The organism is Acinetobacter genomosp. 33YU, assembly GCF_001990725.1.
GTDB lineage: Bacteria > Pseudomonadota > Gammaproteobacteria > Pseudomonadales > Moraxellaceae > Acinetobacter > Acinetobacter seifertii.
In genome coordinates, this window is the sequence record NZ_LFZQ01000004.1 from 42060 (window position 1) to 67226 (window position 25167).

A 25167-nucleotide genomic window follows, 5' to 3' on the forward strand; every position below is an offset into this window, starting at 1 on the left:
CACAAAGGGCAATTTGATTCTCTTTAGATTGCGCAGGAAATGATAATTGACGAACAGAACTTTTATAAGGCTAAACGCGATTTATTTTTTTCAAAAATAGCGGGGCCGATTCCTTTGACGTTTTTAATTTCGTCAATATTTTTAAAACTTCCGTTCTTCTGTCTATATTCTACAATCGCTTGCGCCTTTTTCTCACCTACGCCTTTTAACTGCTGAAACTCATTTACAGTGGCCTGATTCAAGTGAATTTGCCCTGTAGAGTCATTAGAACTCTTAGTATGAGAATTTTTAGAACCATATGAATGAGAAGGCTTAGAGACGTTTAACTTTTGGTCGTACATCTGCTGTTTAGCCTTCCATTCCTGAAAGTTTTGATCAAAAGATTGAGCAAAAACCGAAGGTGAAATTACCCCTAAGCACAACATCATTAAAATAAAACAATTATTTTTCCAAATTCTCATGCTGTATCGCATGTCGTTTTTCCCCTGAATGTAATTGTCGTTTTGCTTGGTTCCACAATTCATCCATCTCGGACAAAGTCATGTCTTCTAATGTTCTTTGCTGTTTTATGGCTTGCTCTTCAATAAAAGCAAAACGACTTCTAAATTTATGTATGGTTGATAAAAGTGAAGTTTCACTTGAAATGTTAAGTTTACGTCCTACATTGACTAATGAAAACAGACAATCTCCAAATTCGTCTTGAATTTCATCAATATTTTGATTTTTGAGCGCCTCTTTGAACTCACCGAGCTCTTCTTCTAGTTTTGCATAAGCATCTTCTACTGTTTCGAAATCAAATCCGACTTTTGCAACATTCTTTTGAATTTCGTGTGCTTGAAACAGTGCAGGACCATGTTTAATTTCATCTAATCTTGATTGCGGCTTGCCTTGCTTTTCTTGATGTTTAATTTGTTTCCATAGCTCACTGACTTGTTCGGGTGTTAAGTTATTAAATTGATCAGCTTGAAACACATGTGGATGACGTCTTATCAATTTTTCACTAATTGCCTCAACTACATCTTGAAAATTAAACGCCCCTTGTTCGCTAAACATTTGCGATTGAAATACAACTTGTAGTAACAAATCACCTAACTCATTTCGAATCTCATCAATATCGCCCTGACGAATGGCAGCTTCGACTTCATATGCTTCTTCAATCGCATATTTAGTCAATGACATTGGGGTTTGCTGTTGATCCCACGGACATTTTTCACGTAGCTCTTGCATAATTTTAAGCAATTTATCCATGGTAACCCTCAAGTTAAAAAAGTCGGTCAGTAAATTTAAAATTTTAATTTGCTATGATCAAAATTAAAGCGGCAAATCATTCGTCATATTGTAACGATAAAGAGAAAAAAGATGAAAAATAGCATCCTGATTAGTGGCGCAGCTCAAGGTATTGGCGCAGAAATTGCGCGAGTATTTTATAAACAAGGATATAAAGTAGGCATTTATGATATTAACGAATCACTTGCTCAAAGCTTAGCAACAGAGTTAGGACCTAATGCATGCGCTGGCTATTTAGATGTTAGTGATTACAGCCAGTGGCAACATATATTAAAAGAATTTACCGACTGGGCTGGCGAGCTTAATATTTTGGTGAATAACGCAGGCATATTATATTCTGGGGCCTTTGAACACATCGATATCAATTCACACCAAAGAACAATCAATATTAATGTAAATGGCGTAATCAACGGCTGCCATGCTGCACTGCCCTATTTAAAGCAAGCTTCTTTTGCACGAGTCATCAACCTCTCATCAGCTTCTGCAATTTACGGACAAGCTGATCTCATTTCATATTCGGCCAGTAAGTTTGCAGTTAGAGGAATTACCGAAGGTTTAGATGTGGAATGGAAAAAATATGGTATTCGTGTTTTAGATGTGATGCCGTTATTTGTACAAACTGCGATGGTCAATAATATGGATGCTGGCAGTATTCAAAACATGGGGGTTGACTTAACACCAAATGATATCGCTCAACAGGTGCTTTCACTTGTCGAGAAAAAAGCTCATTTCTGGACACCTACGCACACGCCAGTTGGTATAAAAACCAAATTACTTTATCAACTCTCAACAATAAGCCCACAGTTTTTAAATCGGTTAACTAATATTTATTTATCTAGAAAGTAGCTTATAAAAAAGGCCGTCAATTGACGGCCTTTTTTATAGATTATTTATTTAGATAAATTGTATTAATTAAAAAACCTTCCAATGTTTAAAAAGTAGACTAATTAAAAATAACAATTTCATGAATTTAATAACTATTCTGCTTTATGAAATTATTTAAAATTATGATGCATAAAAAATAGACTTTCATTTTCTTTGATTTACATAAAATTATTTTACTTAGTTTGTTTTACAAACAAATAAATCATTAAAAAATATTTTTAAAATAGAACTCAAAGCTATATCCCATAAGACTTTATAAATAATTTCATTAGAAAAATAAAAATTTAATAATAAAGAAAATGATTGAAATGGTTAGTTTATAAAATTATATTGCGTTTATTTTTGTAAACTTATAGGTGTTTTTTGTGAAAATTATTCCCAAAAAAGGACATTTTAAACTCCATAAAACACTTCTTAATATTTTTTTACTCACTCCCCTTGCTTCAATCACACACGCTGGCTTTTTTGATGACTACAACCAAACCGCACAAAATTTTCGTGCAAATGTCACACAACCAATTACAGAAGAAACGCTCAAATTCTTAGATAAAAAAGCGAAAGGAAGTGATGCTGCACTTTACTTACTTGAAAAAGCCCGATTACAACAGACAAACCATCAATATGAAGAAAGTGAAAAATCTTTTGAAGCTGCATTTGTCTTATTAGAACAGCGCAATAATAAAGCGAAAATAAGCGCCTCTGAACTTGGATTCAAAGCTCTTTCAATTGTGAGCAATGACAGTGTGATTCCTTATAAAATTCCAGAGTATGAACAAGTACTAGCACATGTCTATCAGGCAATTAATTTTATAGCACTGAATAATACCGAGAGTGCAGGAGTTGAAATGCGTATTGCTCAACGTATTCAACGAGAAATTGAACTTGCCCATACCAAAGAAACAGAAAAAGCTAAACAGAAAGCTGGAACAGATACTTCCGAGAGTCTAGATGAAGCTTTCGCTGGATTAGATACAATTGCTGGGAAAGTTAAAAACACCTATCAAAATGCTTACGCCTTTTATATGGCTGCGACACTTTGGGAAGCTTTGGGAGAAGAAAATGATGCTCTCGTCGATTTCAAAAAAGCTTATGAATTACAACCCAATGAATTTATTAAAAATGATGTTAAACGTTTAGATTCAGCTTCTAATAAAAAATCTGGACAGTATCCCGTTGTTATTTTTCTAGAACAGGGTTTAGTACCGCAAAAAATCTCGAATACTCTTGCTCTCCCAACTCCAGATGGTTTAGTCAATATTTCTTTTGCTAGTTACAACCCCTCTACTTATAGCAGTCCAGCAAGTCTTCAGGTTCTAGTAAATGGTAGATCTGTGACGAATACATCGACATTAACAGATATAGGTGCTTTAGCAGTAAAAACGCTAAAAGAAAACGTAGCAGCCAATATGGCTACGCAGATTACACGCACGACAGCAAAATATATGGTTCAAAAAGAACTCGGAAATCGTCTCGGCGCTATCGGTCAAATTGCTGGAAATATTTACAACACTGCTTCAGAAAAAGCCGATGTACGTGCGTGGAATACATTACCAGGTAATGCTCAATTTGCTCGCCTCACATTACCCGCAGGTACACATACTATCCAGCTTAGAAATGCTTATACGGTTCAAGAAATCAGCATTGATGTTAAACCAAATCAAACCGTCTTTATTCATGGCATTGATGCAAATCAAGAAATTTTAACAGATAGTTTTTCCATTACTCATTAATTATTAAAGGATTCTCAAAATGAAAAAGACCATAATTTGTTTGAGTCTATTCACAATTACATCTGTACTTTTTACAGGTTGTACAGCTCCTAATGCTATGCAAACAAAAACTGACCCTACTACAGGTAATAGTGCGGTACGCACCCAAACTAATAATCCTATTTTAGCTACGCGTATTGGCGTTAGTCGAGTCAACATGACGACTCTAGGTGATATTAAACGAGCATCTCTTGCCCTAAAGAATGGTTGGTTCTATGCGCAAAGTTTCCAATACAAAATTGTATGGTTTGATGCAGAAGGAACGGAGATCAATCCAGAAGGTGCTATTTGGAAACCTATTTCATTACAAGGTCGCGAAGTTAAAACAGTCCAATCGGTTGCTCCTAATCCTGGTGCAGTTGATGTTTTGATTTATATGAAAAAAGACTAACCCCCATGGGAAATTAAACTTTTATCCTTAATTTCCCTGCACAAAATTCACAATATTGTTTGAAATATAGAGACAGGATATTTAAATGAAATTTAAATCACTACTACTGATTACGACCATCAGCAGTGCTGCACTTTTTTCAGGCTGTGCGTCACAAAGTGTTAGTTATGGCGATGCGCAATCTGTTGAAACGTTAACTAAAGATTTTGGTTCTACAGACTTACAGCAAATTTCCACAAAAATGGTGGATGACATGCTGGCTTTCCCACCAATTATTGATATGACGAAAAATCGTCGTCCAGTTTTATTCGTTGATAAGATCAAGAATAAATCCCAAGAACATATCGATACTGAATCTATTACCGATACCATTCAAAACCGTTTAATTAATTCTGGCAAATTCCGTTTTGTAGATATGACTTCTGTAGGTGCTGTTGCAGATCAAATGGCTTATCAACAACGTAGTGGAATGGTAGATAAACGCACAGCTGTACAAGCTGGCTCACAGATTGGTGCTGAATATATGCTAAATGGTAATTTATCTAGCATTGTAAAAAATTCAGGTGGAAAAAGTGATGTTTACTACAAATTTACTTTAAAACTACTGAATTTAAAAACTGGTATTGTGGAGTGGACCAGTGAAAAAGAAATCCGTAAATCTGCAAAGAAATCAACTTTCGGCTTATAAGCATTTCTAGTTAATTACTTTCTAGCATGGCACTTTTCTACCTGTTGCCATGCTATATGAATAAAAAGAGCTTTTATGAGAACAATATTTTGTGCAGTTCTACTAAGTCTAACTGCAACCTCAAGTTTTGCTGCTTTACAAGAAGTTATGAAAGAAGCTTCTGGTAGTGGACCAACACAACAACAAGCTATTGCAGAAGCTTTACTCACCGCAGCCCAATCTGTAAATGGAACCAAAGTCAGCCCACAAGTAGGAATGGCCGAAGAGGTTAATATGGTCATGACAAATCAGCATTGGTCATATCAAGGTAAAAGCTCACCTGTTTTTAGTGTTCAAACAGAATCATCCGGCGCTATCAATCGCTTTCAAGTTCTCAGCGTTTCAGGTTCAGGTAAAAACTACAAAGCCCGGGTTCGAGCTTATATTGCTAAATATCAATCAAGTGTAGCTGATCAACATTTACGTAGAATTGCTGTTTTTCCATTTCAAGTTGTTGAGTCAAAATTTAATTTAGCCTCAGAGGAAAATCCATATGAGTTCGTGCAAGAAGTAGCGGACCTCATTGGCACACAAATGGTAAATTCAAAACAGCTCAGCTTAGTGAGTCGGGACTATGTTGATGAAATGGCAACAGAAAATGCATTCCTTGCATGGGATGGTGCTCCAGCAGAAATGGCAAGATTGGCTCAAAAAGTAGGTGCGGACTATATCCTTGTAGGTAGAATTAATGAGGCTCGTACTGTACAAGGTCAATCTTTCTACGGTGCAGTTTCCGCTGAACGAGATGCGATCAAACTCAATTGGCGTGTAATCGAAGTAAATACAGGTAAAATTGCAGCAGCTGGTTCTATCAAGCAACCACTTCACACAAATATCGGTAATTTAGTTACCCAAGAAACCCCTCCATCTAGTGCAGAAATTTTTGCAGATCAAGTGGTTAACGATGTATTACGTGGTTTATCTTTAAGACCGAACTTTTCTCAGAATCCAGATAGTTTTGATAATCAAGTAAATTCTTCTCCTTTATCAGATGCTGATCTTCCTTCTGGTTCTAGCGAAAAACCAATTCATTGGTAAATAAAAAAGACCGTCAATTGACGGTCTTTTTTAATTTAATTAAACACCTTGAATCATGCGTCGTGCGCTGATAATCCCCGGTTGCTGCTCTAAACGAGCCAACAACCGTGAAAGCTGAGCCAAACCTTTCACCTCAATCAGCAACTTCATATTGGCAATACCATCAGCCTCAGAAATTGTATTTACCTGACGGATATTAATTTGGTCAGAGAAAATCACTTGAGTTAAGTCTTTGAGTAAACCACGACGATCATAAGCTTCAACTACAATTTGAACACTTTGACCACGAGTTGGCTGCATTTCCCAATCAGCTTCAACAGCACGCTCTGGCTCTTGCTTGATCATACGTTGATAATCAGAACACAAAACTTTGTGAATACTTACGCCACGATTCAATGTGATATAGCCAGCAATTGACTCGCCATGGACTGGTTGGCAACACTGTGCAATATGTAGCTCTACATTGTCTAAACCATCAATCAAAATACCATGTGCAGACAAAGTATGACTAGCACGCGGGTTTAATGTTGGCTTAAGTACCAGTTCAGGCTCATCCTGATCAAGATGCATTTGACGATTAATCTGGTTAATCAAGGCATGTAGGCTTATATCGCCGCTAACCAGATTAACCAAAATATCATCGCCTGTTTTCACATTAAAATGTGATGAATAGTCGTTGAGATCGATACTCTTCGGGTGAATCGCCAATCGAGACAATTCTTTGTTCAGCAACTCACGACCGACTTCAAGATTCTTGCTACGATCTTGCTGCCTGAACCAGTGACGTAGCTTGTCACGTGCACGAGATGTCTTGATATAACCTAAAGAATTCACCAACCAGTCACGGTTTGGTTCACGGTCTTTCTTGGTTAAAATCTCAACCTGCTCACCTGTTTTTAGCGTATAGGTTAATGGCACGTAGCGCTGGTTAACACGCGCTGCATAACATTTATTCCCTACCTCTGTATGTACATGATAAGCAAAGTCTAAAACAGTTGAACCACGTGGTAATTCTTTAATATCACCATCACGACTAAAGACATAAATCTTTTCAAAACCTTCAAAGTCTTGAAGCTGATCAAAGCCTTCTGTCTCGTCTTCATTTTGATGTACTGTGGTTTCATTACGTTCTTGGTAATGTTCCAAAACAGCACGAAGCGAATGTAAACGATGGTTAAAAGAATGGTCGGTATTCTTTGAACCTTCTTTATAGTTAAAGTGCGAACATACACCTAATTCTGCTTCATCATGCATCTCATGAGTACGGATTTGTACTTCTAAAGATTTATTTTCAGCAATTACAGCAGTATGTAATGAGCGATAACCATTTGCTTTCGGGTTGGTAATATAGTCATCAAACTGGTGTGGAATATGACGCCAAATTTGATGAACAATACCTAATGAGTGATAACACTCTGGTACGCTATTCACTAACACACGTAAGGCACGAATATCATAAAGCTGATCGAAACTCAGGTTTTTACTTTTCATTTTTCGATAAATCGAATAAATGTGCTTTGCTCGACCTGTAATTTCAGCTTCAATACCGTAAGACGCCAACTCATTTTTTAAGCGATCAATCACGAACTGAATATAATGTTCACGTTCTAAACGTTTTTCATTAAGTAAAGAAGCAATCTCTTTATAACGGTCTGGTGCCAAATAGCGGAAAGCTAAATCTTCGAGTTCCCACTTAAGCTGTGCAATTCCTAAACGGTGCGCTAATGGAGAATAAATAGTTAGAATTTCACGTGCGACACGCTCTTGACGCTCACGTGATGAGTTTGCAAGCTCTCGTAAAGAATAAGTACGCTCGGCTAACTTAATTAAAACAACACGAACATCTTCGGTCACAGAAATCAGCATTTTATAAATGCCGCTTAAATGTTCCCGCTGGTTATTATTAAAATGGTCTTCTAGTCGTTTATTTTTTTCAATGAGCTCTGAAAGCTTACCCATTGCCAAAGTGCCTTTGACAAGGTTATAGACTTGCTCACCAAATTTGCGCCTCACTTCTTCTATATCAGTAATGTCCTCACGAACACTACGATAAAGCATCGCAGCAGATAAAGTATCTTCATCTACATGTAAATGCGCCAGAATATCAGCCATTCCAACACCAGTAGCAAATGTATTGGAACGATGATTAACCGTTGAATCTAACTCTTTTTGCAGGGTTAAATGCGCAACCTCTTCGAGTTGTTTAAGCTCTGCCCCATCTAATATTTCACGAACCCGATCCAACCATGAGGCTAAACCGACTTGTGTTTCGGCGGCATGCTCTACAGTCGTTTCCTCTGACAACTCAGTTAGTTGTTCAGGTAACTGTTCACGTACTGTGACCATACCATTCTCCTAGATATGTAACTCATGTTTTTAATCGTTTATCTCTTGAATTTTTTCAAATAAAGCAATTGATTCAACATGTTCTGTATGCGTAAACATGTCCATAACCGCTGCTTTTTTTAACTGGTACCCATGTTGAACCAAAACACCAGCATCCCTTGCTAGTGTTGCTGGATTACATGATACATAAACGATTCTTTTTGCTCCAAAGTTTGGTACATACTGCATAATTTCATATGCACCGGCACGAGGAGGATCAATCAATAATGCATCAAATCCTTGATTTGCCCAAGAATGATGCGAAAAATCTTTTGTTAAATCTTGTGAAAAGAAGGTTGCTTGCACCAAATTATTGCATTTTGCATTGTCTGCTGCTCGCTGCACCATTTCTTCACTAGCTTCCACACCAACAACCTGACCATTTGCACCAACACATCGTGCAAGTGGAAGCGAAAAATTACCTAATCCACAAAACAGATCTAGCACCCTTTCACCGTCTTGTAATTGAAGCAATTCACATGCCAATTGTACCATTTGTTCATTTACTGTCGCATTGACCTGCGTAAAATCCAATGGCGAAAAAGCAAAATTTACCTCAAATGCATTTAAAGCATAATGTAAGCGCATAGCACCTTGCTCTTCATCAATACGACGAAGACTTTCAGGGCCTTTAGATTGTAAATACAATTGCCAGCCTTTGTGTAACGCAAATTGTCTTAATTGGTTGACATCAGAATTATTTAATTTTTCTACATGACGAACCAATAAAGACGTTTCATCATCACCTTTTGCTAATTCTACATGACCAATATGTGCTTTGCCCTTTAGACTTTGGAGTAAATTACGCAACTCTGGCAGACTATCTGATAACTTTTTATCCAAAACATTACAAGTATGGATAGAAGTTAAGCGATTACTATGATGCTCGCGAAACCCTAAAATCAAACGGTCTGGTTTTGGCAAATATCGCACACCAATACGCGCTCGACGACGATAATCACTTTGTAAAGATCGAATTGGCTCTAACCACTGTTCAGGTTGAATACCCGCAAAGTGTTGTAAATGTGATTGGAGTACATTTTGCTTTAAGCGAATTTGCTCATCTGGATGGATATGCTGCATGCTACAACCACCACAAATACCATAATGAGGGCAAACTGCCTCTACACGATTTGGTGAAGGTTCAGCTAAAAGCTCAATCATTTCAGCTTCTTCAAGACGTTTAGCTTCATGCGTGATTTGAGCCTTTACCATTTCTCCAGGCAACGCATAACGAATAAACACTTTTTTACCATGCTTATCTGCCGGATGATCTGGATGAGAACCATAGTGCGCAATTCCTCGCCCCTCATGAGAAAGAGTTTCAACCTGAAAAATATATTCTGGTTGTTGAGCTTTGCGAGATTTGGCTTGCTGTTTCAAAGAATGAACCTAAAAATCTAAAGGATTAAAATAGTGGGATGTAAATTCAGTGTATTTCGAAGTACGTTGCCACACTTCAAGAAAATCTGCCTGCTGAGGCATAGTTTGTAAATATTCAATACTCGAACTAATCCAGTGATTATGTTCATCTGCATTTAATTGGCCTTTTAGTACTAGCCAACGCAAATAAATGAACCATGTATTGAGTACATCACCTTCACAATAACTGGTTAATTTTAACCACTGTTGATTACGAACATATTCAGGAACATGATAACCCGATTCACCACGCTTACCCGGCAAACCTAAAATACAGGCGATATCGTCAAGCTTTTGGAAATTACGACCATTAAACATTGCCATAACATCCATTAAATCAATATGACGATGGTGATAACGGTTTTGGTAATTATTAAAACGTTTTTGACTATCAAGCTCACCTTGATCAAACAAGCCCGGCGCAGAAAGACCATGATACATGGCACGGAACAAAATAACTGGCAAATCAAATTGTGAACCATTCCAACTTACTAAAGTCGGGTGGCGCTTATCAAAAATAGATAAAAACTTCTGTAAAATTTCAGCTTCTGAATAGTGCTCTCGACTAAAAGAAAACAGTCTAAAACCTGATTCATCAATCCATAGTCCAGAAATACAAACAATTTCATGCAATGGCAAACGCTGAAAATCCATACCTGATTCTTGGCGACGGATTTTTGTGAGTGCCTGTTCAACATCTGCCTCTGGCAAATCAAGATGATATAAATGCGCTCCCGCTTTTAAATCAGTTAAAGTTTCAATGTCAAAAACTAAAGTTGGGAAACGCATTCTTTCTCTCAATTATGAGTTATCGTCCTGTACTGAGAACAGACCTGTAGACAAGTAGCGATCGCCACGGTCACAGATAATGCACACAATAACAGCATCCGGATTTTCTTCTGCAATCTTAATTGATGCCCAAACCGCACCACCTGAAGATGTACCAGCACTAATACCTTCCATACGCGCTAATTTACGCATGGTTTTTTCAGCTTCAATTTGAGGAATATCAATAATTCGGTCTACACGACTGCTATCAAAAATTGTAGGTAAATATTCTTTTGGCCAACGACGAATACCCGCAATGCTTGATCCGTCTGATGGTTGTAAACCCACAATCTGAATGTCTGGATTTTGTTCTTTTAAATACTTAGAAACACCCATAATGGTACCTGTTGTACCCATTGAGCTTACAAAGTGAGTAATTTTACCACCCGTTTGTTTCCAGATTTCAGGGCCTGTCGTAAGGTAATGAGCCTCGACATTATCAGGATTACCAAACTGATTTAGAACATGACCTTTGCCGTCTTTTTCCATTTGCAAAGCTAAATCGCGTGCGCCTTCCATACCTTGTTGGGGAGTCACTTCAATCAGTTCTGCACCATAGGCCAGCATCGCATCTTTGCGTTCTTGGCTCATGTTATTCGGCATAATGAGTTTCATTTTATAGCCACGCATTGCCGCAACCATAGCCAGCGCAATACCTGTATTACCGCTAGTTGCCTCAATTAACGTATCGCCCGGTTTAATTTGACCACGCTTTTCTGCCTGCATAATCATGTTGTAGGCGGGACGATCTTTTACAGAACCTGCTGGATTATTACCTTCCAATTTTGCTAAAACCGTTGCTTGCGTATGACAAGCCAAGCGCTGCAAACGGACTAGAGGTGTTTTACCTACATAGTGATCTAACAAAAATTCGTCGGCTAAAAAATCAGGTTGTGTATTACTCATGATCAACACCTAAATCGGGGTGGCACTATTGTATGAAAAAATGATCGGTACTGCACCCATTTCACTATGCTTTTTAATAAAAGTGATTAAAGCACGGTCAGTTATAAAATGCCGTCTGTTTTAAAATAAAGCGTGATAATATGCCCTACAGAGAGATCAATCTGATGTAGCCATGTCTAATTTCAATAAAACCTTATCGAAACGCTTACGTCTGAATCATGCATATGGGCAGTTGATTGCTCTTATTTTTGTGCCCATGATGATTTTAACAGGGGTTGGCGCATTTCTGGTTTTAACTGAAACATCTCATTCGGCCAAACAACAGCAGCTCCATCACGCTTCGGCTATTTTGGCTCGTTATAATGAAATCGCCAAAAATCTCTACACATTGGTAGAGCTAAAACCTGATGAATATGATCATGCACAAAACATTATGCAAAGCATGTTCAGTGAAAAAGATTTAAAGCGTGCTGCTTTAATTGATAGTAATGGTCAAACATACTTAAGTGTGGGTTATCGAGATAATCGTTACTGGCCCAACTTTACACAAAGCAGTAGTTTCTTCGGCCCTATTTCTTACAACCATAACAATATCTATGGTATTCGAGTCACTAATACCACAGGAAAAACTCCTGTTTGGCTTGTGATTGAAATGGACAATCAGCCATTAGAGCTAGCACGCTATCGTATTTTGATCGCTTTAGTCATTACCAGCTTAATGACGCTACTCTTGCTTTTGCTCTGCCTAAATTTCTTCTCTCGCCGCTGGGTTGCACCGATGTACGAAATTCGAATGCAATTACAACGACTTAATGCAGACACTTTAGATCAGCACATGATCATTAACAGTACAGGCGAATTACGATTACTCCAACGTGATATTGCAAACGTAGTAAAACGTTTACATTTTAGTTTTTTAGAGCTTAAAGAACATACAGAACAAACCGAAGAAGACTTACGCAGAACATTAGACACTTTAGAAGTTCAAAACATTACTTACCGTCAGGCACGTGACCAAGCCATTTCATCAAATCAGGCAAAATCCGTTTTCCTTGCCAATATTAGTCATGAGCTTCGTACGCCGCTTAACAGTATTGATGGTTTTATTCATTTATTGCTTCGCCAACAAAACCTGAGTAACGAACAAAATCTCTATCTACAAACTATTCGAAAATCTTCTGCCCACTTATTAGCATTAATTAATGATGTATTAGATTTCTCGAAGATTGATGCAGGTAAACTAGAACTTGAAACAGCACCGTTTGATTTAGAAGAAGCTATTTTCGATGTCATGGACATGTTGTCACCTTTGGCTGCCCAAAAGCATATTGCCATGGCATTTTATTATGCAGACAACATTCCTCAAGAAGTCATTGGGGATGCTTTACGCTTTAAACAAATTTTGACCAACCTAATTTCAAATGCAATCAAGTTCACTCCAGATGGCGAAATTATTGTTCGTGTCCGTATGGAACATGACGATATTGGTCAATGCTTACTTCATTTTAGCGTTCAAGATAGTGGTATTGGTTTAAGCGGTACAGACCGTAAAAAATTATTTGAGTCGTTTTCGCAAGGCGATGCATCTGTTACACGTCAATTTGGTGGTACAGGCTTAGGTCTCGCGATCTCCAAACAACTGGTTCACCTCATGCATGGTCAAATTGGTTTTGAAGATAACCAAGAACGTGCGCCAACAGAAAAAGGTTCAACATTCTGGTTTACTGCACAGTTTGCTGTAGATGAAGAACATGAGATAGAACATCCTCACTTCGAACATTTACAAGTCGTGTCTTATTTAGCACATCCAGCAACGGCAAGTGTTTTACGCTACTATCTTGAAAATTATCAAGTTCCACATATCGAAACTCAATCGATTTTGGACTTATTTAGCCGCTTAAAACACCTCGACCAGAAAGACAACACATGGCTTGTTGTTGATCATAGCGGTGACACAGAAGCCCTACTTAAAGAAATTCGTAGCCGTTATCAAGGTAACCTAGCAGTTTACGGCTACCAAATGACACTTGAGCCAAATATGCTCACCGAATATCGCGCTCGCCCACTTTATCAACCGTTAAGCCGCAGTGGACTTATTCAATTATTAAGTGACCAACCTATTTTTGAAGAGGAACAACAAGACTTTAATGGTCAGGGCTTACATATTTTAGCGGTCGATGACCATTTACCGAACTTAATTGTTTTAGAGGCACTATTAGGCGAGTTAAATGTTAAAACCACTAAAGCCTTAAGTGGACAAGAAGCGCTGAATATCATCCAAGAACGCATTGATCAAAAGCTCAAACCGTTTGATTTGGTGTTTATGGACATTCAAATGCCAGTTATGTCAGGCATTGATACTAGTCGCGCGATCCGCTCGCTAGAGTCAACGCTAGATGGAGAAATGCAGCTTCCAATTATTGCATTAACAGCTCACGCGCTTGCTGATGAAAAACAAAAGCTTCTGAAAGTGGGTATGAATGACTATGTCACCAAGCCAATTCAAATGGAGCAAATCATTCAGATTTTAACGCAATGGACCAAAAACAATTTCACTGCACAAGCCTTAGATAAAGATCATCATGTTGTTGCCGAGGCACTAGACCCAGAAATATTAAACTGGCAGCAAAGCCTACAATTGGCAGCAAACAAAGAAGACCTTGCCCAAGACTTGCTTAAAATGTTGGTGGACAGTTTCCCAACCGAGCTAGATGAAATGCAGCAGCTCATTGAACTTGAAGACTTCCCTCAACTTGAGCATGTATTACACCGCCTCTATGGTGCAACTCGATATGTTGGCACACCAAAACTTCAACAAGTTACAGGTGACTTTGAACAATTTGTTTCTAAGTTGCGCAAAGAGCGCCGTAGAGCTGACGATGGATTTATTGAAGAAGTTACACAGCGCTTCAATGAATTAGGACTTGTGATTAAAGAAGTAGAGAGTGCAGCTCACCAAATTTTAGTGATACCGGACTAAAAAGAACCTGTAAAAAAAGGCATGACTGACCTGTCATGTTTCCAATTTCAAGCCATGTTATGCTCCGCTTATCGATAAAAAATAAGCGGGAATTTCATGGCACTTTTACGTATTGAAAAGAATAATGGCATAGCGACAGTTTATCTAAACCGTCCGGATAAACGTAATGCCATGAGTTTCGCTCTCCTCAAAGAACTTGTTTCAACGGCTAAAGCAATACAAAAAGACCGAGAGATCCGCTGTGTAATTTTGACTGGCGAAGCACAAGTATTTAGTGCCGGAATTGATTTATCTGACCTCAACAATCCTAAAAATTCTGCATTTGCGATTTGGGAGCTTGTAAAACCAGGACAAAGCCTTTTCCAAAAAGCATTTTTGATTTGGCAAAACTTGCCTGTACCTGTGATTGCAGCGATTGAAGGTTATTGCTTTGGCGCGGGAATGCAACTTGCGTTGGCTGCCGATATCCGTATTGCCCATCCAGAAACCAAAATGTCGATTATGGAAAGCCGCTGGGGATTAGTACCCGACATGGGGCTTTCCCGCTCACTTAAAGGTTTGATTGGTGTAGACCTTGCCAAAGAACTGACCTTAACTGCGCGTGTGTTTGACGGAAATTACGCAAAAGATATTGGCCTTGTAACGCACTTAAACGAAAATCCATTACAAAAAGCGAATGCAGTTGCCTCAGAAATGCTGCAACGCTCACCAGATGCATTGACTGCTGCAAAACGTGTATTAGATGCAATGGAACATCAACCAGAAAAATCATTGCGTCTAGAAAAAATCTGGCAACTTAAACTATTACTTGGTAAAAATAGCAAACTCGCTCGTAAAAAAGATAAACATCCGGAAGTTAAATTTTTACCACGCCAATATAGATAAGAGCTTTGAAGATGAATTTTGATCGTAATACACCGATTGCCTTTTTAGGCATAGGGCTTATGGGAAGCCGTATGGCTAGCCGTCTTATTCAAGCAGGTTTTCAAGTTGCTGTCTGGAACAGAACAGCATCTGCTTGTGAAGAACTTATCGATATCGGCGCACACGCTCTCGATCTTTCAAACATCGGACAATACCCTATAGTTTTAACTTGTTTAGCTGACGATAAAGCTGTGCAAACTGTATTTGAACAAATTCAACCTCACTTAAAAGCTGGTCAAGTTATTGTGGACTTCTCAAGTCTGTCTGTTGCTGCAACAAAAGCACTCGCTCAAGCTACTGCTTCACAACACGTGACATGGATTGACTCTCCTGTTTCAGGCGGTACAGCTGGTGCTGAACAAGGCACACTTGTCATTTTTGCAGGTGGAGATGCTCAAACTATTGAAGCTTTAAGCCCTGTTTATAATGTACTTTCCCAACGTGTAACACGAATGGGGGATACTGGTACCGGCCAAGCCACTAAAATTTGCAATCAACTCATTGTGGCAGCAAATAGCGCTCTTATCGCTGAAGCTGTAGCACTAGCAGACCGCGCAGGTGTAGACACGACATTACTCGCTCCCGCGCTAGCTGGTGGATTTGCCGACTCAAAACCTTTTCAAATACTTGCGCCACGCATGGCAACTCATACATTCGAGCCTATTCAGTGGAAAGTTCAAACATTATCTAAAGATCTTAACAACGCGGTAACATTAGCTAAGAATGTTAATTTAGACATCCCTGTTGCACAAAAAGCTCTATTACAGCTACAAACTCACCAAAAAAATGGCTTTGCTGAGAAAGATTTAGCTACTATGATTCAAGTAGTAGAGCAATAATAAACGGAGTTTGCATATGGGTCGTCTTGCCGTTAACTTATCCATGATTTTTACCGAAGTTTCTTTAATTGAACGCTTTGCATTAGCCCATGCAGAGGGCTTTGAACATGTAGAAATCCAATTCCCATATGAACTTACCATTTCCAATATTCAAGACCAACTTGAACGCTATAACCTCAGTTTATGCTTAATTAATGTTCCTGCTGGCGACCTTATGCAAGGTGGAAATGGTTTGGCAGGTGTACCAGGCCAAGAAAAAGCATTTCGTGAAGCATTAGAATTAGCTATTCGTTATGCCACCGCTTTAAAAGTACCACGTGTCAATATCTTGGCAGGTAAGCAACCTCAAGATTCAGATTTACTTCCTTGCCTTAAAACTCTTGCAAGCAACTTAAAGCTGGCCTGTGACTTACTCACAGAACACGATATTGAACCTGTATTTGAGATGATTAATGGCACAGATATGCCACGTTTTTTAGTACAGAACATTGCTCAAGCTCAAGAAATGCTAGAAGCAGTCAATCACACTGCTTTAAAAATGCAATATGACTGTTACCACATGGCGATGATGGGTGAAGATGTACTTGAAGGGTTACAAGAAAATATTCACCAGATTGGCCATATTCAGTTCGCAGATTGTCCGGGACGCCATGAACCCGATACAGCCCAGATTCCTTACGAACAAATATTTTCTTGGATCAAACAAAGTGCTTATATGGGCTACATTGCGGCAGAATACAAACCTAAAAACGGGTCAAATCAGTCATTTACATGGAAAAACAAATATTTTTCCGATGATGTAAATATATAAACTGTTACTAGTTTCGTTTGAAATTCTGAGTGAAAACCACTATATTAGATAGTGAGTAATTGTCAGGAAAATATACCCTATATGAATTTAGAACCATCGCCCAGCGTGTCTAATTCTCACGATTTCGCAATGAACACCTCAAATAAAGACGTACAAGCTTGTCTCAAAGTCGTCCATGACGCTTTAGTTGATGTAAAAGCAAAAGATATTCTACAGTTAGATGTTAGCTCTATTAGCAACGTTGCTGATGCTATTGTTATTGCGAGTGGTACTTCTACTCGTCACGTCAAAGCACTTGCTGATAATGTTGCAGAAGAAGCTCGAAAAGCTGGTTTCCGCCCGATTGGCGTTGAAGGCGAAAGAGATGCCGAATGGATCTTAATTGATCTTGGCTTTGTTGTAGTACACGTGATGCTACCGACAGCCCGCAAATTCTATGATTTAGAAAGCTTATGGCGTACTGCCCCAGAGTCAGTCGCATAAAATTTTTGCTTTTAAAAAAAGCGGCTCTTTTGAGCCGCTTTTTTAGTTATTGAAGGTGATGTTTTTCATTACTACCTAAAGTTTATTGTGTATCAACTTTTCTTTCTTCTCGAATAACTTTAAGCATTTCCTCAGTCATATTTATCTTCATTTTCTTTACAATATCACTTTGTAGCTCAGAAATTAGCTTGAGTTGCTCCTCACTTATATTTTTATAATCATCACCCGCCAATTTTTTTATATCAGTTACCCCCATCCATTCCTTTTCCTCTTGTCTACATTTATAGAAAGCATCTTCAACAATATCATTTTCATCTTTGTTCATTTTTATTTGAGACCCAACTTGTCCCATCAAACAATTTGCATATTTTTCACTTACTTCCTCAAGAGGCTCTGCCAAAGTTACCGATGAAAAGAAAAAACTGATAAATGAAATTAAAAAGAATATTATTTTTTTAACCACTTAAATTCCTTAAATAATTACTATATATCAATCAAATATTATCATTCTTAGCATCCAGTTAAAGTAAAAAATAGCCAATATAACCTCTACATCACATTAAATAAAAATAAATACCTCCATTTTTTGATTATAGAGATTAAGTGAAAGTCTCAAAGCTGTCAGTCATCACCAATTTTTAAATTTGACATGACAAATTGTCAAAATTACAGCACTATAACTCTTCTTAAAGTCTCATCAATAAATAGCATAACTGGAGCACTAAAAAGTGAAGATACTCATTACAGGCGCCAACACAGGGATTGGTTTTGCCACAGCAGAACAACTTGTAAAACAAGGGCAACATGTCATTTTGGCGTGTCGAAATCCTCAAAAAGCTCAAGAAGCACAAAACAAACTGCGCTCACTTGACCAAGGGCAAGTCGATATCGTTTCTCTTGATTTGAACAGTCTTGAGTTAACTAAAAAAGCTGCAGATGAAGTTGCAGATAAATATGGCAATCTTGATGTACTTATTAATAATGCTGGGTTATTTGCAAGAACAAAACAGCTCACAGCAGATGGTTTTGAGCAACAATTTGGCGTTAATTATTTAGGCCATTTCTTACTTACTCAAAAGTTACTCCCAGTTTTACAACAATCTCCTCAAGCACGTATTGTTCATCTTGCTTCTATTGCTCATTGGGTTGGCTCAATTAAACCTAATAAATTTCGTGCAGAAGGTTTTTACAATCCCCTGTTCTATTATGGACAATCCAAGCTTGCAAACTTACTCTTGAGCAATGCACTAGCTGAACGACTAGCAGACAGTTCAATTACCAATAATGCACTACACCCCGGCGGTGTTGCTTCTGATATTTATCGTGATTTACCAAAACCAGTTTATGCAGCCATGAAAATAGGCTTAGTACCAACCTCAGTTCCTGCAAAACTTATTACAGAAATGGCAATTGGAGACTCATGGCAAAGCCGCAATGGCGAATATGTCAGCGCACATATGCCTGACTGGAAATCGTCACATGCTAAAAACCAGCAACTGGCACGTGATCTCTACCAACAATCAATGGATCTGGTCGAAAAGTTTCTTTAAATCCTAAAAAGCAAAAAAAACCACCCGAAGGTGGTTTTTTATTTCAAAGTAATTTAGTGACCTGTACCATTAATTGATTTAGTCATATCTTCAACAACTTTCTTAGCATCACCAAAGATCATCATTGTTTTTTCGTTATAGAACAAATCGTTGTCTAGACCTGCATAACCTGTTGCCATAGAACGCTTAATCACCATGATTGTACGTGCTTTATGCGCTTCAAGAATCGGCATACCATAAATCGGCGAGCTTGGATCATCTTTCGCAGCAGGGTTTACAACGTCGTTTGCACCAATGACAAGCACTACGTCAGTTGCAGGGAAGTCTGAGTTAATCTCATCCATTTCCAAGATGTCTTCATATGCTACGTCTGCCTCAGCAAGCAACACGTTCATATGACCAGGCATACGGCCTGCAACCGGGTGAATTGCGAAACGAACACGAACACCCTGCTCTTTTAGAATTTCACACAACTCTTTTACAGCATTTTGTGCACGACCTTGCGCCATACCATAACCCGGTACAATTACAACGCTGTCTGCATTTGACATTAAGAAGCCAGCATCATCAGCAGAACCTGAACGGTAGTTACGTTGAACTTGTTCACCTTTAGCAGCTGTAGAAACTGCTGCACCACCCATTGCACCACCAAACAATACGTTGATGATTGAACGGTTCATTGCTTTACACATAATGTACGAAAGAATCGCACCAGATGAACCTACGAGAGAACCCGCAACGATCAACATGTTGTTTTCAAGGGTAAAACCAATACCTGCTGCTGCCCAACCAGAGAACGAGTTAAGAAGCGATACCACCACAGGCATGTCACCACCACCTACCGGTGCAATCCACACCCAGCCAAATGCAAGTGCAAGTGCTGTCATTGCCCAGAAAGCAGTCATGTTGCCAGTTGTGAAGAAGTAGAAACCACAAGCCAACATCGCAACAAAGATAAGTGCTTGAACAGGTTTAACCCATGCACCAGAAATTGTTTTAGCCCATTTTTTCGCAGCCAATTTACCATATGCGAATACAGATGCAGTAAAGGTAATCGCACCAACGAAACACCCCACAAACAATTCAAATAGATGAACCTTGCTCATGTGTGCATGTTGTACGCCAGCTGCAGTCAACGCCGCCTCATTTTGAGCAAACAGTGCAGTTAATTGGTTGTTATGTAAAATTGCAGCTATTGCAATAAGGACAGCAGCCAAACCAACCAAAGAGTGCATAAGCGCAACCGTTTCAGGCATTTGTGTCATTGGCACTGTGCGTGCACGTGCAATACCCACGATTGCGCCTAACACCATCGCCCCAACGATCATCCAGATGACTGGGTTGTTGGCAACAAAGAAGGTCGTTATAACAGCAATCGCCATTGCGATCATACCGTAACGGTTACCTTGAATTGCTGTTTTAGGGCCAGACAAGCCACGAAGCGTCAAGATAAAGAGGATTGCGCCTACAAGGTACAACCAGTTTGCATTTGCTTGAATAAATTCCATGTCAAAGCCCTCTTATTTCTTTTGCTTAGGCTTGAACATTTCCAGCATGCGCGCAGTTACTGCGAAGCCACCGAAAATATTAATGCTTGCTAAAAATACTGCAATTGCACCGAGTACACTCACCACATTCACACTTTGAAATGCAACATTCGCATCTACACCTAAAACAGGTAGACCTACAGTTTGCAACATCGCACCAACAACAATAATTGATGATAATGCATTAGTTACTGCCATAAGTGGCGTATGCAAAGCTGGTGTAACACCCCAAACAACGTAATAACCTACGAAGATGGCAAGGACGAAAATTGTAATAGTTTCAACCATGAGAAATCTCCTTAACCACGCTTAAGCAGCACTTGACCGCCATGAGTGACCAATAGGGCTTTTTGGATTTCGTCTTCTTGATTAATCGCAAAGTTTTTCTCTTTGTCGAATAAAGTTTCTACGAAATTAAAAACGTTACGTGCATATAAAGCAGAAGCTTCTGTTGCTACAGTTGCTGGAATATTTGGAACACCCAAAATTTTCACGCCATTTTCTGTAAAAACAGTCTCGCCAACTTTAGAACCTTCAACATTACCGCCAGTTTCAACTGCCATATCCAAAATGACAGAACCTGGTTTCATCTTGGCAACAGTTTCAGCTTTAATCAGACGCGGCGCATCACGACCTGGCAACAATGCGGTTGTAATCACGATATCGGCATTAGAAACAGCTTTATCTACAATCGCAGCTTGGTCTTTAATGTATTGCTCACCCGGCATCCAGCCATAACCATTTTTTGCTGCATCTGCCGCACGTTGTTGCTCTTCTTCAGACATTGGTACGTCTAACCATTTACCACCTAAAGACTCAACTTGATCTTTAGCTGTAGGACGTAAGTCTGTTGCTTCAACAACTGCACCCAAACGTTTTGCAGTAGCAATCGCCTGAAGGCCTGCAACCCCAACTCCCATAATCACAACACGTGCAGGTTTCACAGTACCAGCAGCAGTCATAAGCATTGGGAACATGCGTTGATATTCGGCAGCAGCAAGCAAAACTGATTTATAACCAGCCAAGTTTGCCTGAGAAGACAACACATCCATGTTTTGTGCACGAGAAAGCGTACGAGGAAGCAATTCCAGAGCAAAAGCAGATACTTGCTGATTGGCAAATTGATCTAGCTCGGTATTACGATAAGGATCAAACATTGCTACAACAGCTGTATTTGCTGCAAGTTTTTGAATTTCCCCGCCTTGAGGCGCACGAACTTTCAAAATAATTTGACTACCCGTATAGGCATCATCCGTAATGGTTGCACCGACCTGTTCATAAGCACTGTCAATATACGCAGCCTTTACACCAGCACCACGTTCAATCACAACGCTATGACCAGCGCTAATCAACTTCTTTACTGTCTCTGGCGTAGCAGCTACACGATTTTCACCGACGACAGTTTCGGTTGGGATTCCGATCTGCATGAGCGTTCCTCAAGCTAATTTCTCATTGTCAAAAACATTGCAAACTGCAATGTTTCCCCCATGTGTATTCTTTGTACAGAATTTGGATTCTAATTGAACTTTTTGAAAATACCACCCACTATTTATTTAATAAATACCCATATTTTGAACTGATGATTCACGATATTTGACTTGGAGTGTAATATAGGAAGATTTTTCTTTTTTTGCAGACAATAGTCTCTCTTATACAGTCCTGTATATGAAAATTTCTTTATCTTCGTTTCAAATTGGGTCTTTTTTTGCGCTTTGTTCTGCTTTTCTATTCAGCACAAAAGCAATCTTTATTAAACAGACTTATGCCCTTTCTCCATTAGTAGACGGTACAGTCCTGATGGCTTTACGCATATTAAGCGCTTTACCGTTCTTTCTACTCATTTGCTGGTTCAATAGGCATCATAATCAGGGCATAAAAAAGAAGGATTGGCTAATTTTAATTTTTGCTGGTCTATTAGGCTACTACTTCGCTAGTTGGCTCGATTTCATGGGTCTCATGTTTATTAGCGCCTCTTTAGAGCGGATTATCTTATTTTTATATCCAACACTTACCGTGATCGCATCAAGCCTGCTCTACAAACAAAAATTAGATGTAAAAAGTTTATTCGCCATTTTTCTTAGTTATGGTGGAACCGTATTGGTGATGCTTCAAGAGCACAACAATGCACCAATTCAGGGCAACTTTTGGTTAGGGACAAGTTTTGTATTTGCAAGTGCTGTAGCCTTTGCTGGTTATTTACTGCTGACTCCACCATTAATTAAAAAGTTTGGTTCTTGGAATTTCACAGGATTAGCGCTTACTATCGCCTGTATTGGTGCATTAACGCATTACGCTTTGAGTACACCTCACCCTATTCAGCTTATATTACAACTTCCCTCAAGCGTCATTTGGTATGGGGTCGGCTTAGGCTTTTTAGTCACCGTATTACCCACCGTTATGCTCATACAAAGCATTGAACGTCTGGGCGCATCACAATCTGCAATGATCGCTTCGATTGGACCGGTTTTAACAATTTTACTTGCCGTTCTTTTCTTAAATGAACATCTTAATATGTGGCAATGGGTCGGCTGCCTACTCAATATTGTAGGTGTCATGATGATTACGCTTAGAAAGAAAAGACTAAAACACTAAATCTGCTTGACCTCAACTTAAGTTGAGGTTGGATACTCATCTAAATTTTACTGAACGGTTGAGTTCCAATGAATAAAGAAACTTTTAAAATCATAAATCCCTCTACTTTATATAATCCAACACCGAATGCTTACAGTCATGTTGCCGTAGTCCAAAATTTTAACAACATTATTCATGTTGCGGGTCAAGGTGGTGAAGATTCAAAAGGTGAGCTGAGCTCAAGTTTTCAAGAACAAGCCACTCAAGTTTTTAATAACATTCAACATGCTTTAACTGCGGCAGATGCAAAAATTTCTGATATTGCGGTTTTAAGAGTTTTAATTGTTGACCACTCGGATGAAAAACACCAAATTTTAATTAAAATCATGCAAAATCTATGGAAAAATCATCCTTTTCCAGCCTGCACGCTCATTCCTGTACCACGCCTTGCATTAGAACGCATGCTTATTGAAGTTGAAGCAACGGCATATACTTAATAAAACTGAGAGAACATCATGTCTACCCCTGAAGATATCAGTCAAAATAAACCTTTGCTTTGGTTGATGGCAGCAGCATGTGGCTTATGTGCAGGTGTGAATTATTACTGTCAGCCACTAATTCACTCTATTCAGCAAGAGTTTGCAGTAACTCAAGCGCAAGCCGCTTTAACAGTAACATTTGCTCAAGTGTCTTATGCCCTCGGTTTGCTCTTTATTGTTCCGATGGGTGACATCGTCAATAAAGCTAAGGCTATTCCATTTTTAATGGTGCTTTGCGCAGTTGGCTTATTTACTTCTGCGTTTGCTGTTAACTTGCCTATGCTCTGGATCGGTACAATTTTGGCAGGCTTGTTTTCTGTTGCTGCCCAAGTTCTTATCCCACTTGCAACTATGACGGTAAAACCTGAAAAAACGGGTGAGATTATTGGCTTTTTAATGAGCGGCTTATTGGTCGGGATTCTACTCTCTACCAGTCTAGCTGGCTTATTTTCCAATCTTTTTCATTGGAAAGTCGTTTATGTAGTAAGCGGTATATTAATGCTGCTATTGGCATTTACTTTAAAAAGTCGCCTGCCTTATGTATTGCGCATGAAAATGAACTATGGGCAAATCTTTGTTTCTATGGCTCAGCTTTTAAAGCAAGAGAAGCGATTATTATTAAGAGCGCTTACTGGTGCCTTCGCATTTGCAGCAGTCAGTATTTTGTATTCCACTATCGCACTACTACTCACCTCGGCACACGATTTGCCAGATCTATTTATCGGACTCGTTCCTCTAGTTGGTATTTTTGGTGCATTATCAACCCGCTATATTGGTAAATATGCCGATCAAGGCTATACAAAATTACTTACATGGATGGGCTGCGGGCTATTTTTAGTCAGCTGGATCTGCTTCTACTTCGGACAAACTCTACTCTTCGCTTATGTTATCGGATTTGCTTTAATTCAATTAGCACTCGCACTTGTTCACACCAGTAACCAAAGTATTATTTTCCGTTTACGTCCAGATGCTAAATCTCGTATTAATGCTATTTATATGACCACTTACTTTATTGGTGGCGCAGCTGGTTCAGCATTAGGAATTTTTGCATGGAATCATGGTGGGTGGAGCATGACATGCCTTGCTGGCGTGGGACTCGTTGTGTTTTGTATTTTGTTTAGCGTGATTGATGCTTTCTTACAAAAAAAGCAGCTGGCTCAGTCATAACCTAACTTGTTAAAAATCATCTTTCTATCCCCAACTCAAGGTCGGTTATAAATTATACGGCTAAAAGCCTCTGTCGATTCAAGGCTAAACCCCGTATAATGCTGCCCTTTCTTTAATT

The 25167-nt window shown here is 38.9% G+C and carries 24 protein-coding genes; 14 read left to right on the plus strand and 10 right to left on the minus strand.

Annotation, left to right across the window (positions count from 1 at the left end):
• Nucleotides 1-62: 62 nt before the first annotated feature.
• Both AC056_RS03080 and mazG read right to left on the minus strand, forming a co-directional pair.
• Nucleotides 63-473 (minus strand): ComEA family DNA-binding protein, encoded by a 411-nt coding sequence (locus AC056_RS03080; RefSeq protein WP_077162713.1) that lies wholly within the window; start codon nt 471-473, stop codon nt 63-65.
• Nucleotides 442-1248 carry a nucleoside triphosphate pyrophosphohydrolase gene (gene mazG / locus AC056_RS03085; RefSeq protein ID WP_077162714.1) on the minus strand — a complete coding sequence of 269 codons (807 nt, stop codon included), beginning with the start codon at nt 1246-1248 and terminating at the stop codon, nt 442-444. Before mazG ends, AC056_RS03080 begins: the two co-directional genes overlap by 32 nt.
• A gap of 111 nt (nt 1249-1359) precedes the next feature.
• Between mazG and AC056_RS03090 the strand changes: the two genes are divergently transcribed.
• The 5 genes from AC056_RS03090 (at nt 1360) to AC056_RS03110 (ending at nt 6097) form a co-directional block, all read left to right on the plus strand.
• The gene (locus AC056_RS03090) at nt 1360-2133 is read left to right on the plus strand and encodes an SDR family oxidoreductase (RefSeq protein ID WP_077162715.1); all 774 of its coding nucleotides are present in this window, start codon (nt 1360-1362) and stop codon (nt 2131-2133) included.
• A gap of 458 nt (nt 2134-2591) precedes the next feature.
• Nucleotides 2592-3902, plus strand: coding sequence for a COG3014 family protein (locus AC056_RS03095; RefSeq protein ID WP_228144351.1), 1311 nt, complete (start codon nt 2592-2594; stop codon nt 3900-3902).
• Between the two features lie 19 nt (nt 3903-3921).
• Nucleotides 3922-4332 (plus strand): YcfL family protein, encoded by a 411-nt coding sequence (locus AC056_RS03100; RefSeq protein WP_004698617.1) that lies wholly within the window; start codon nt 3922-3924, stop codon nt 4330-4332.
• 85 nt (nt 4333-4417) lie between these two features.
• A complete protein-coding gene (gene lpoB, locus AC056_RS03105; RefSeq protein ID WP_039251132.1) occupies nt 4418-5020 on the plus strand; it encodes a penicillin-binding protein activator LpoB in 603 nt (200 codons plus the stop codon).
• A gap of 75 nt (nt 5021-5095) precedes the next feature.
• Nucleotides 5096-6097, plus strand: coding sequence for a CsgG/HfaB family protein (locus tag AC056_RS03110; RefSeq protein WP_077162717.1), 1002 nt, complete (start codon nt 5096-5098; stop codon nt 6095-6097).
• A 39-nt stretch (nt 6098-6136) separates the two neighbouring features.
• On the opposite strand, the gene AC056_RS03115 is transcribed toward AC056_RS03110, so the two are convergent.
• Genes AC056_RS03115 through cysM form a run of 4 tightly spaced genes read right to left on the minus strand, consistent with a single transcriptional unit; the run spans nt 6137 to nt 11638 of the window.
• Nucleotides 6137-8443 (minus strand): RelA/SpoT family protein, encoded by a 2307-nt coding sequence (locus AC056_RS03115; RefSeq protein ID WP_004698623.1) that lies wholly within the window; start codon nt 8441-8443, stop codon nt 6137-6139.
• Between the two features lie 30 nt (nt 8444-8473).
• On the minus strand, nt 8474-9865 hold the full coding sequence (rlmD, locus tag AC056_RS03120) for a 23S rRNA (uracil(1939)-C(5))-methyltransferase RlmD (protein WP_077162718.1): 1392 nt from the start codon (nt 9863-9865) through the stop codon (nt 8474-8476).
• Between the two features lie 9 nt (nt 9866-9874).
• Nucleotides 9875-10693: a 3'-5' exonuclease gene (locus tag AC056_RS03125; RefSeq protein ID WP_039251128.1), complete on the minus strand. Its 819-nt coding sequence runs from the start codon at nt 10691-10693 to the stop codon at nt 9875-9877.
• Nucleotides 10694-10705: 12 nt separating this feature from the next.
• Nucleotides 10706-11638, minus strand: a complete 933-nt coding sequence (gene cysM, locus AC056_RS03130; protein ID WP_068932614.1) for a cysteine synthase CysM — start codon at nt 11636-11638, stop codon at nt 10706-10708.
• A gap of 172 nt (nt 11639-11810) precedes the next feature.
• On the opposite strand from cysM, the gene AC056_RS03135 reads away from it, so the two are divergent.
• The 5 genes from AC056_RS03135 (at nt 11811) to rsfS (ending at nt 17675) form a co-directional block, all read left to right on the plus strand.
• A complete protein-coding gene (locus tag AC056_RS03135; RefSeq protein WP_077162719.1) occupies nt 11811-14618 on the plus strand; it encodes an ATP-binding protein in 2808 nt (935 codons plus the stop codon).
• A 96-nt stretch (nt 14619-14714) separates the two neighbouring features.
• Nucleotides 14715-15503 (plus strand): crotonase/enoyl-CoA hydratase family protein, encoded by a 789-nt coding sequence (locus tag AC056_RS03140; protein WP_077162720.1) that lies wholly within the window; start codon nt 14715-14717, stop codon nt 15501-15503.
• An 11-nt stretch (nt 15504-15514) separates the two neighbouring features.
• Nucleotides 15515-16381 carry an NAD(P)-dependent oxidoreductase gene (locus AC056_RS03145; protein ID WP_077162721.1) on the plus strand — a complete coding sequence of 289 codons (867 nt, stop codon included), beginning with the start codon at nt 15515-15517 and terminating at the stop codon, nt 16379-16381.
• 16 nt (nt 16382-16397) lie between these two features.
• Nucleotides 16398-17192 carry a hydroxypyruvate isomerase family protein gene (locus AC056_RS03150; RefSeq protein ID WP_077162722.1) on the plus strand — a complete coding sequence of 265 codons (795 nt, stop codon included), beginning with the start codon at nt 16398-16400 and terminating at the stop codon, nt 17190-17192.
• An 81-nt stretch (nt 17193-17273) separates the two neighbouring features.
• Nucleotides 17274-17675 (plus strand): ribosome silencing factor, encoded by a 402-nt coding sequence (gene rsfS, locus AC056_RS03155; RefSeq protein WP_001047580.1) that lies wholly within the window; start codon nt 17274-17276, stop codon nt 17673-17675.
• Nucleotides 17676-17757: 82 nt separating this feature from the next.
• Here the strand turns inward: rsfS and AC056_RS03160 are convergent, their stop codons facing one another.
• Complete coding sequence (locus tag AC056_RS03160; RefSeq protein ID WP_077162723.1) at nt 17758-18138, minus strand: hypothetical protein; 381 nt, start codon at nt 18136-18138, stop codon at nt 17758-17760.
• A gap of 265 nt (nt 18139-18403) precedes the next feature.
• Here AC056_RS03160 and AC056_RS03165 point away from each other — a divergent pair, with 265 nt between their 5' ends.
• Nucleotides 18404-19225: an SDR family NAD(P)-dependent oxidoreductase gene (locus AC056_RS03165; RefSeq protein WP_077162724.1), complete on the plus strand. Its 822-nt coding sequence runs from the start codon at nt 18404-18406 to the stop codon at nt 19223-19225.
• A 53-nt stretch (nt 19226-19278) separates the two neighbouring features.
• On the opposite strand, the gene AC056_RS03170 is transcribed toward AC056_RS03165, so the two are convergent.
• Genes AC056_RS03170 through AC056_RS03180 form a run of 3 tightly spaced genes read right to left on the minus strand, consistent with a single transcriptional unit; the run spans nt 19279 to nt 22199 of the window.
• Nucleotides 19279-20733 carry an NAD(P)(+) transhydrogenase (Re/Si-specific) subunit beta gene (locus tag AC056_RS03170; RefSeq protein WP_039254926.1) on the minus strand — a complete coding sequence of 485 codons (1455 nt, stop codon included), beginning with the start codon at nt 20731-20733 and terminating at the stop codon, nt 19279-19281.
• Between the two features lie 12 nt (nt 20734-20745).
• Nucleotides 20746-21060, minus strand: coding sequence for a proton-translocating transhydrogenase family protein (locus AC056_RS03175; protein WP_000230434.1), 315 nt, complete (start codon nt 21058-21060; stop codon nt 20746-20748).
• Nucleotides 21061-21071: 11 nt separating this feature from the next.
• Complete coding sequence (locus AC056_RS03180) at nt 21072-22199, minus strand: Re/Si-specific NAD(P)(+) transhydrogenase subunit alpha (protein ID WP_004698636.1); 1128 nt, start codon at nt 22197-22199, stop codon at nt 21072-21074.
• Between the two features lie 238 nt (nt 22200-22437).
• Between AC056_RS03180 and AC056_RS03185 the strand changes: the two genes are divergently transcribed.
• From AC056_RS03185 to AC056_RS03195, 3 genes are all read left to right on the plus strand, one after another.
• Nucleotides 22438-23364, plus strand: a complete 927-nt coding sequence (locus tag AC056_RS03185) for a DMT family transporter (RefSeq protein ID WP_077162725.1) — start codon at nt 22438-22440, stop codon at nt 23362-23364.
• Between the two features lie 68 nt (nt 23365-23432).
• Entirely contained in the window at nt 23433-23840 is a 408-nt protein-coding gene (locus AC056_RS03190) for a RidA family protein (protein WP_077162726.1), read from the plus strand.
• Nucleotides 23841-23858: 18 nt separating this feature from the next.
• On the plus strand, nt 23859-25049 hold the full coding sequence (locus AC056_RS03195) for an MFS transporter (protein WP_077162727.1): 1191 nt from the start codon (nt 23859-23861) through the stop codon (nt 25047-25049).
• The last annotated feature ends 118 nt before the right edge of the window (nt 25050-25167 follow it).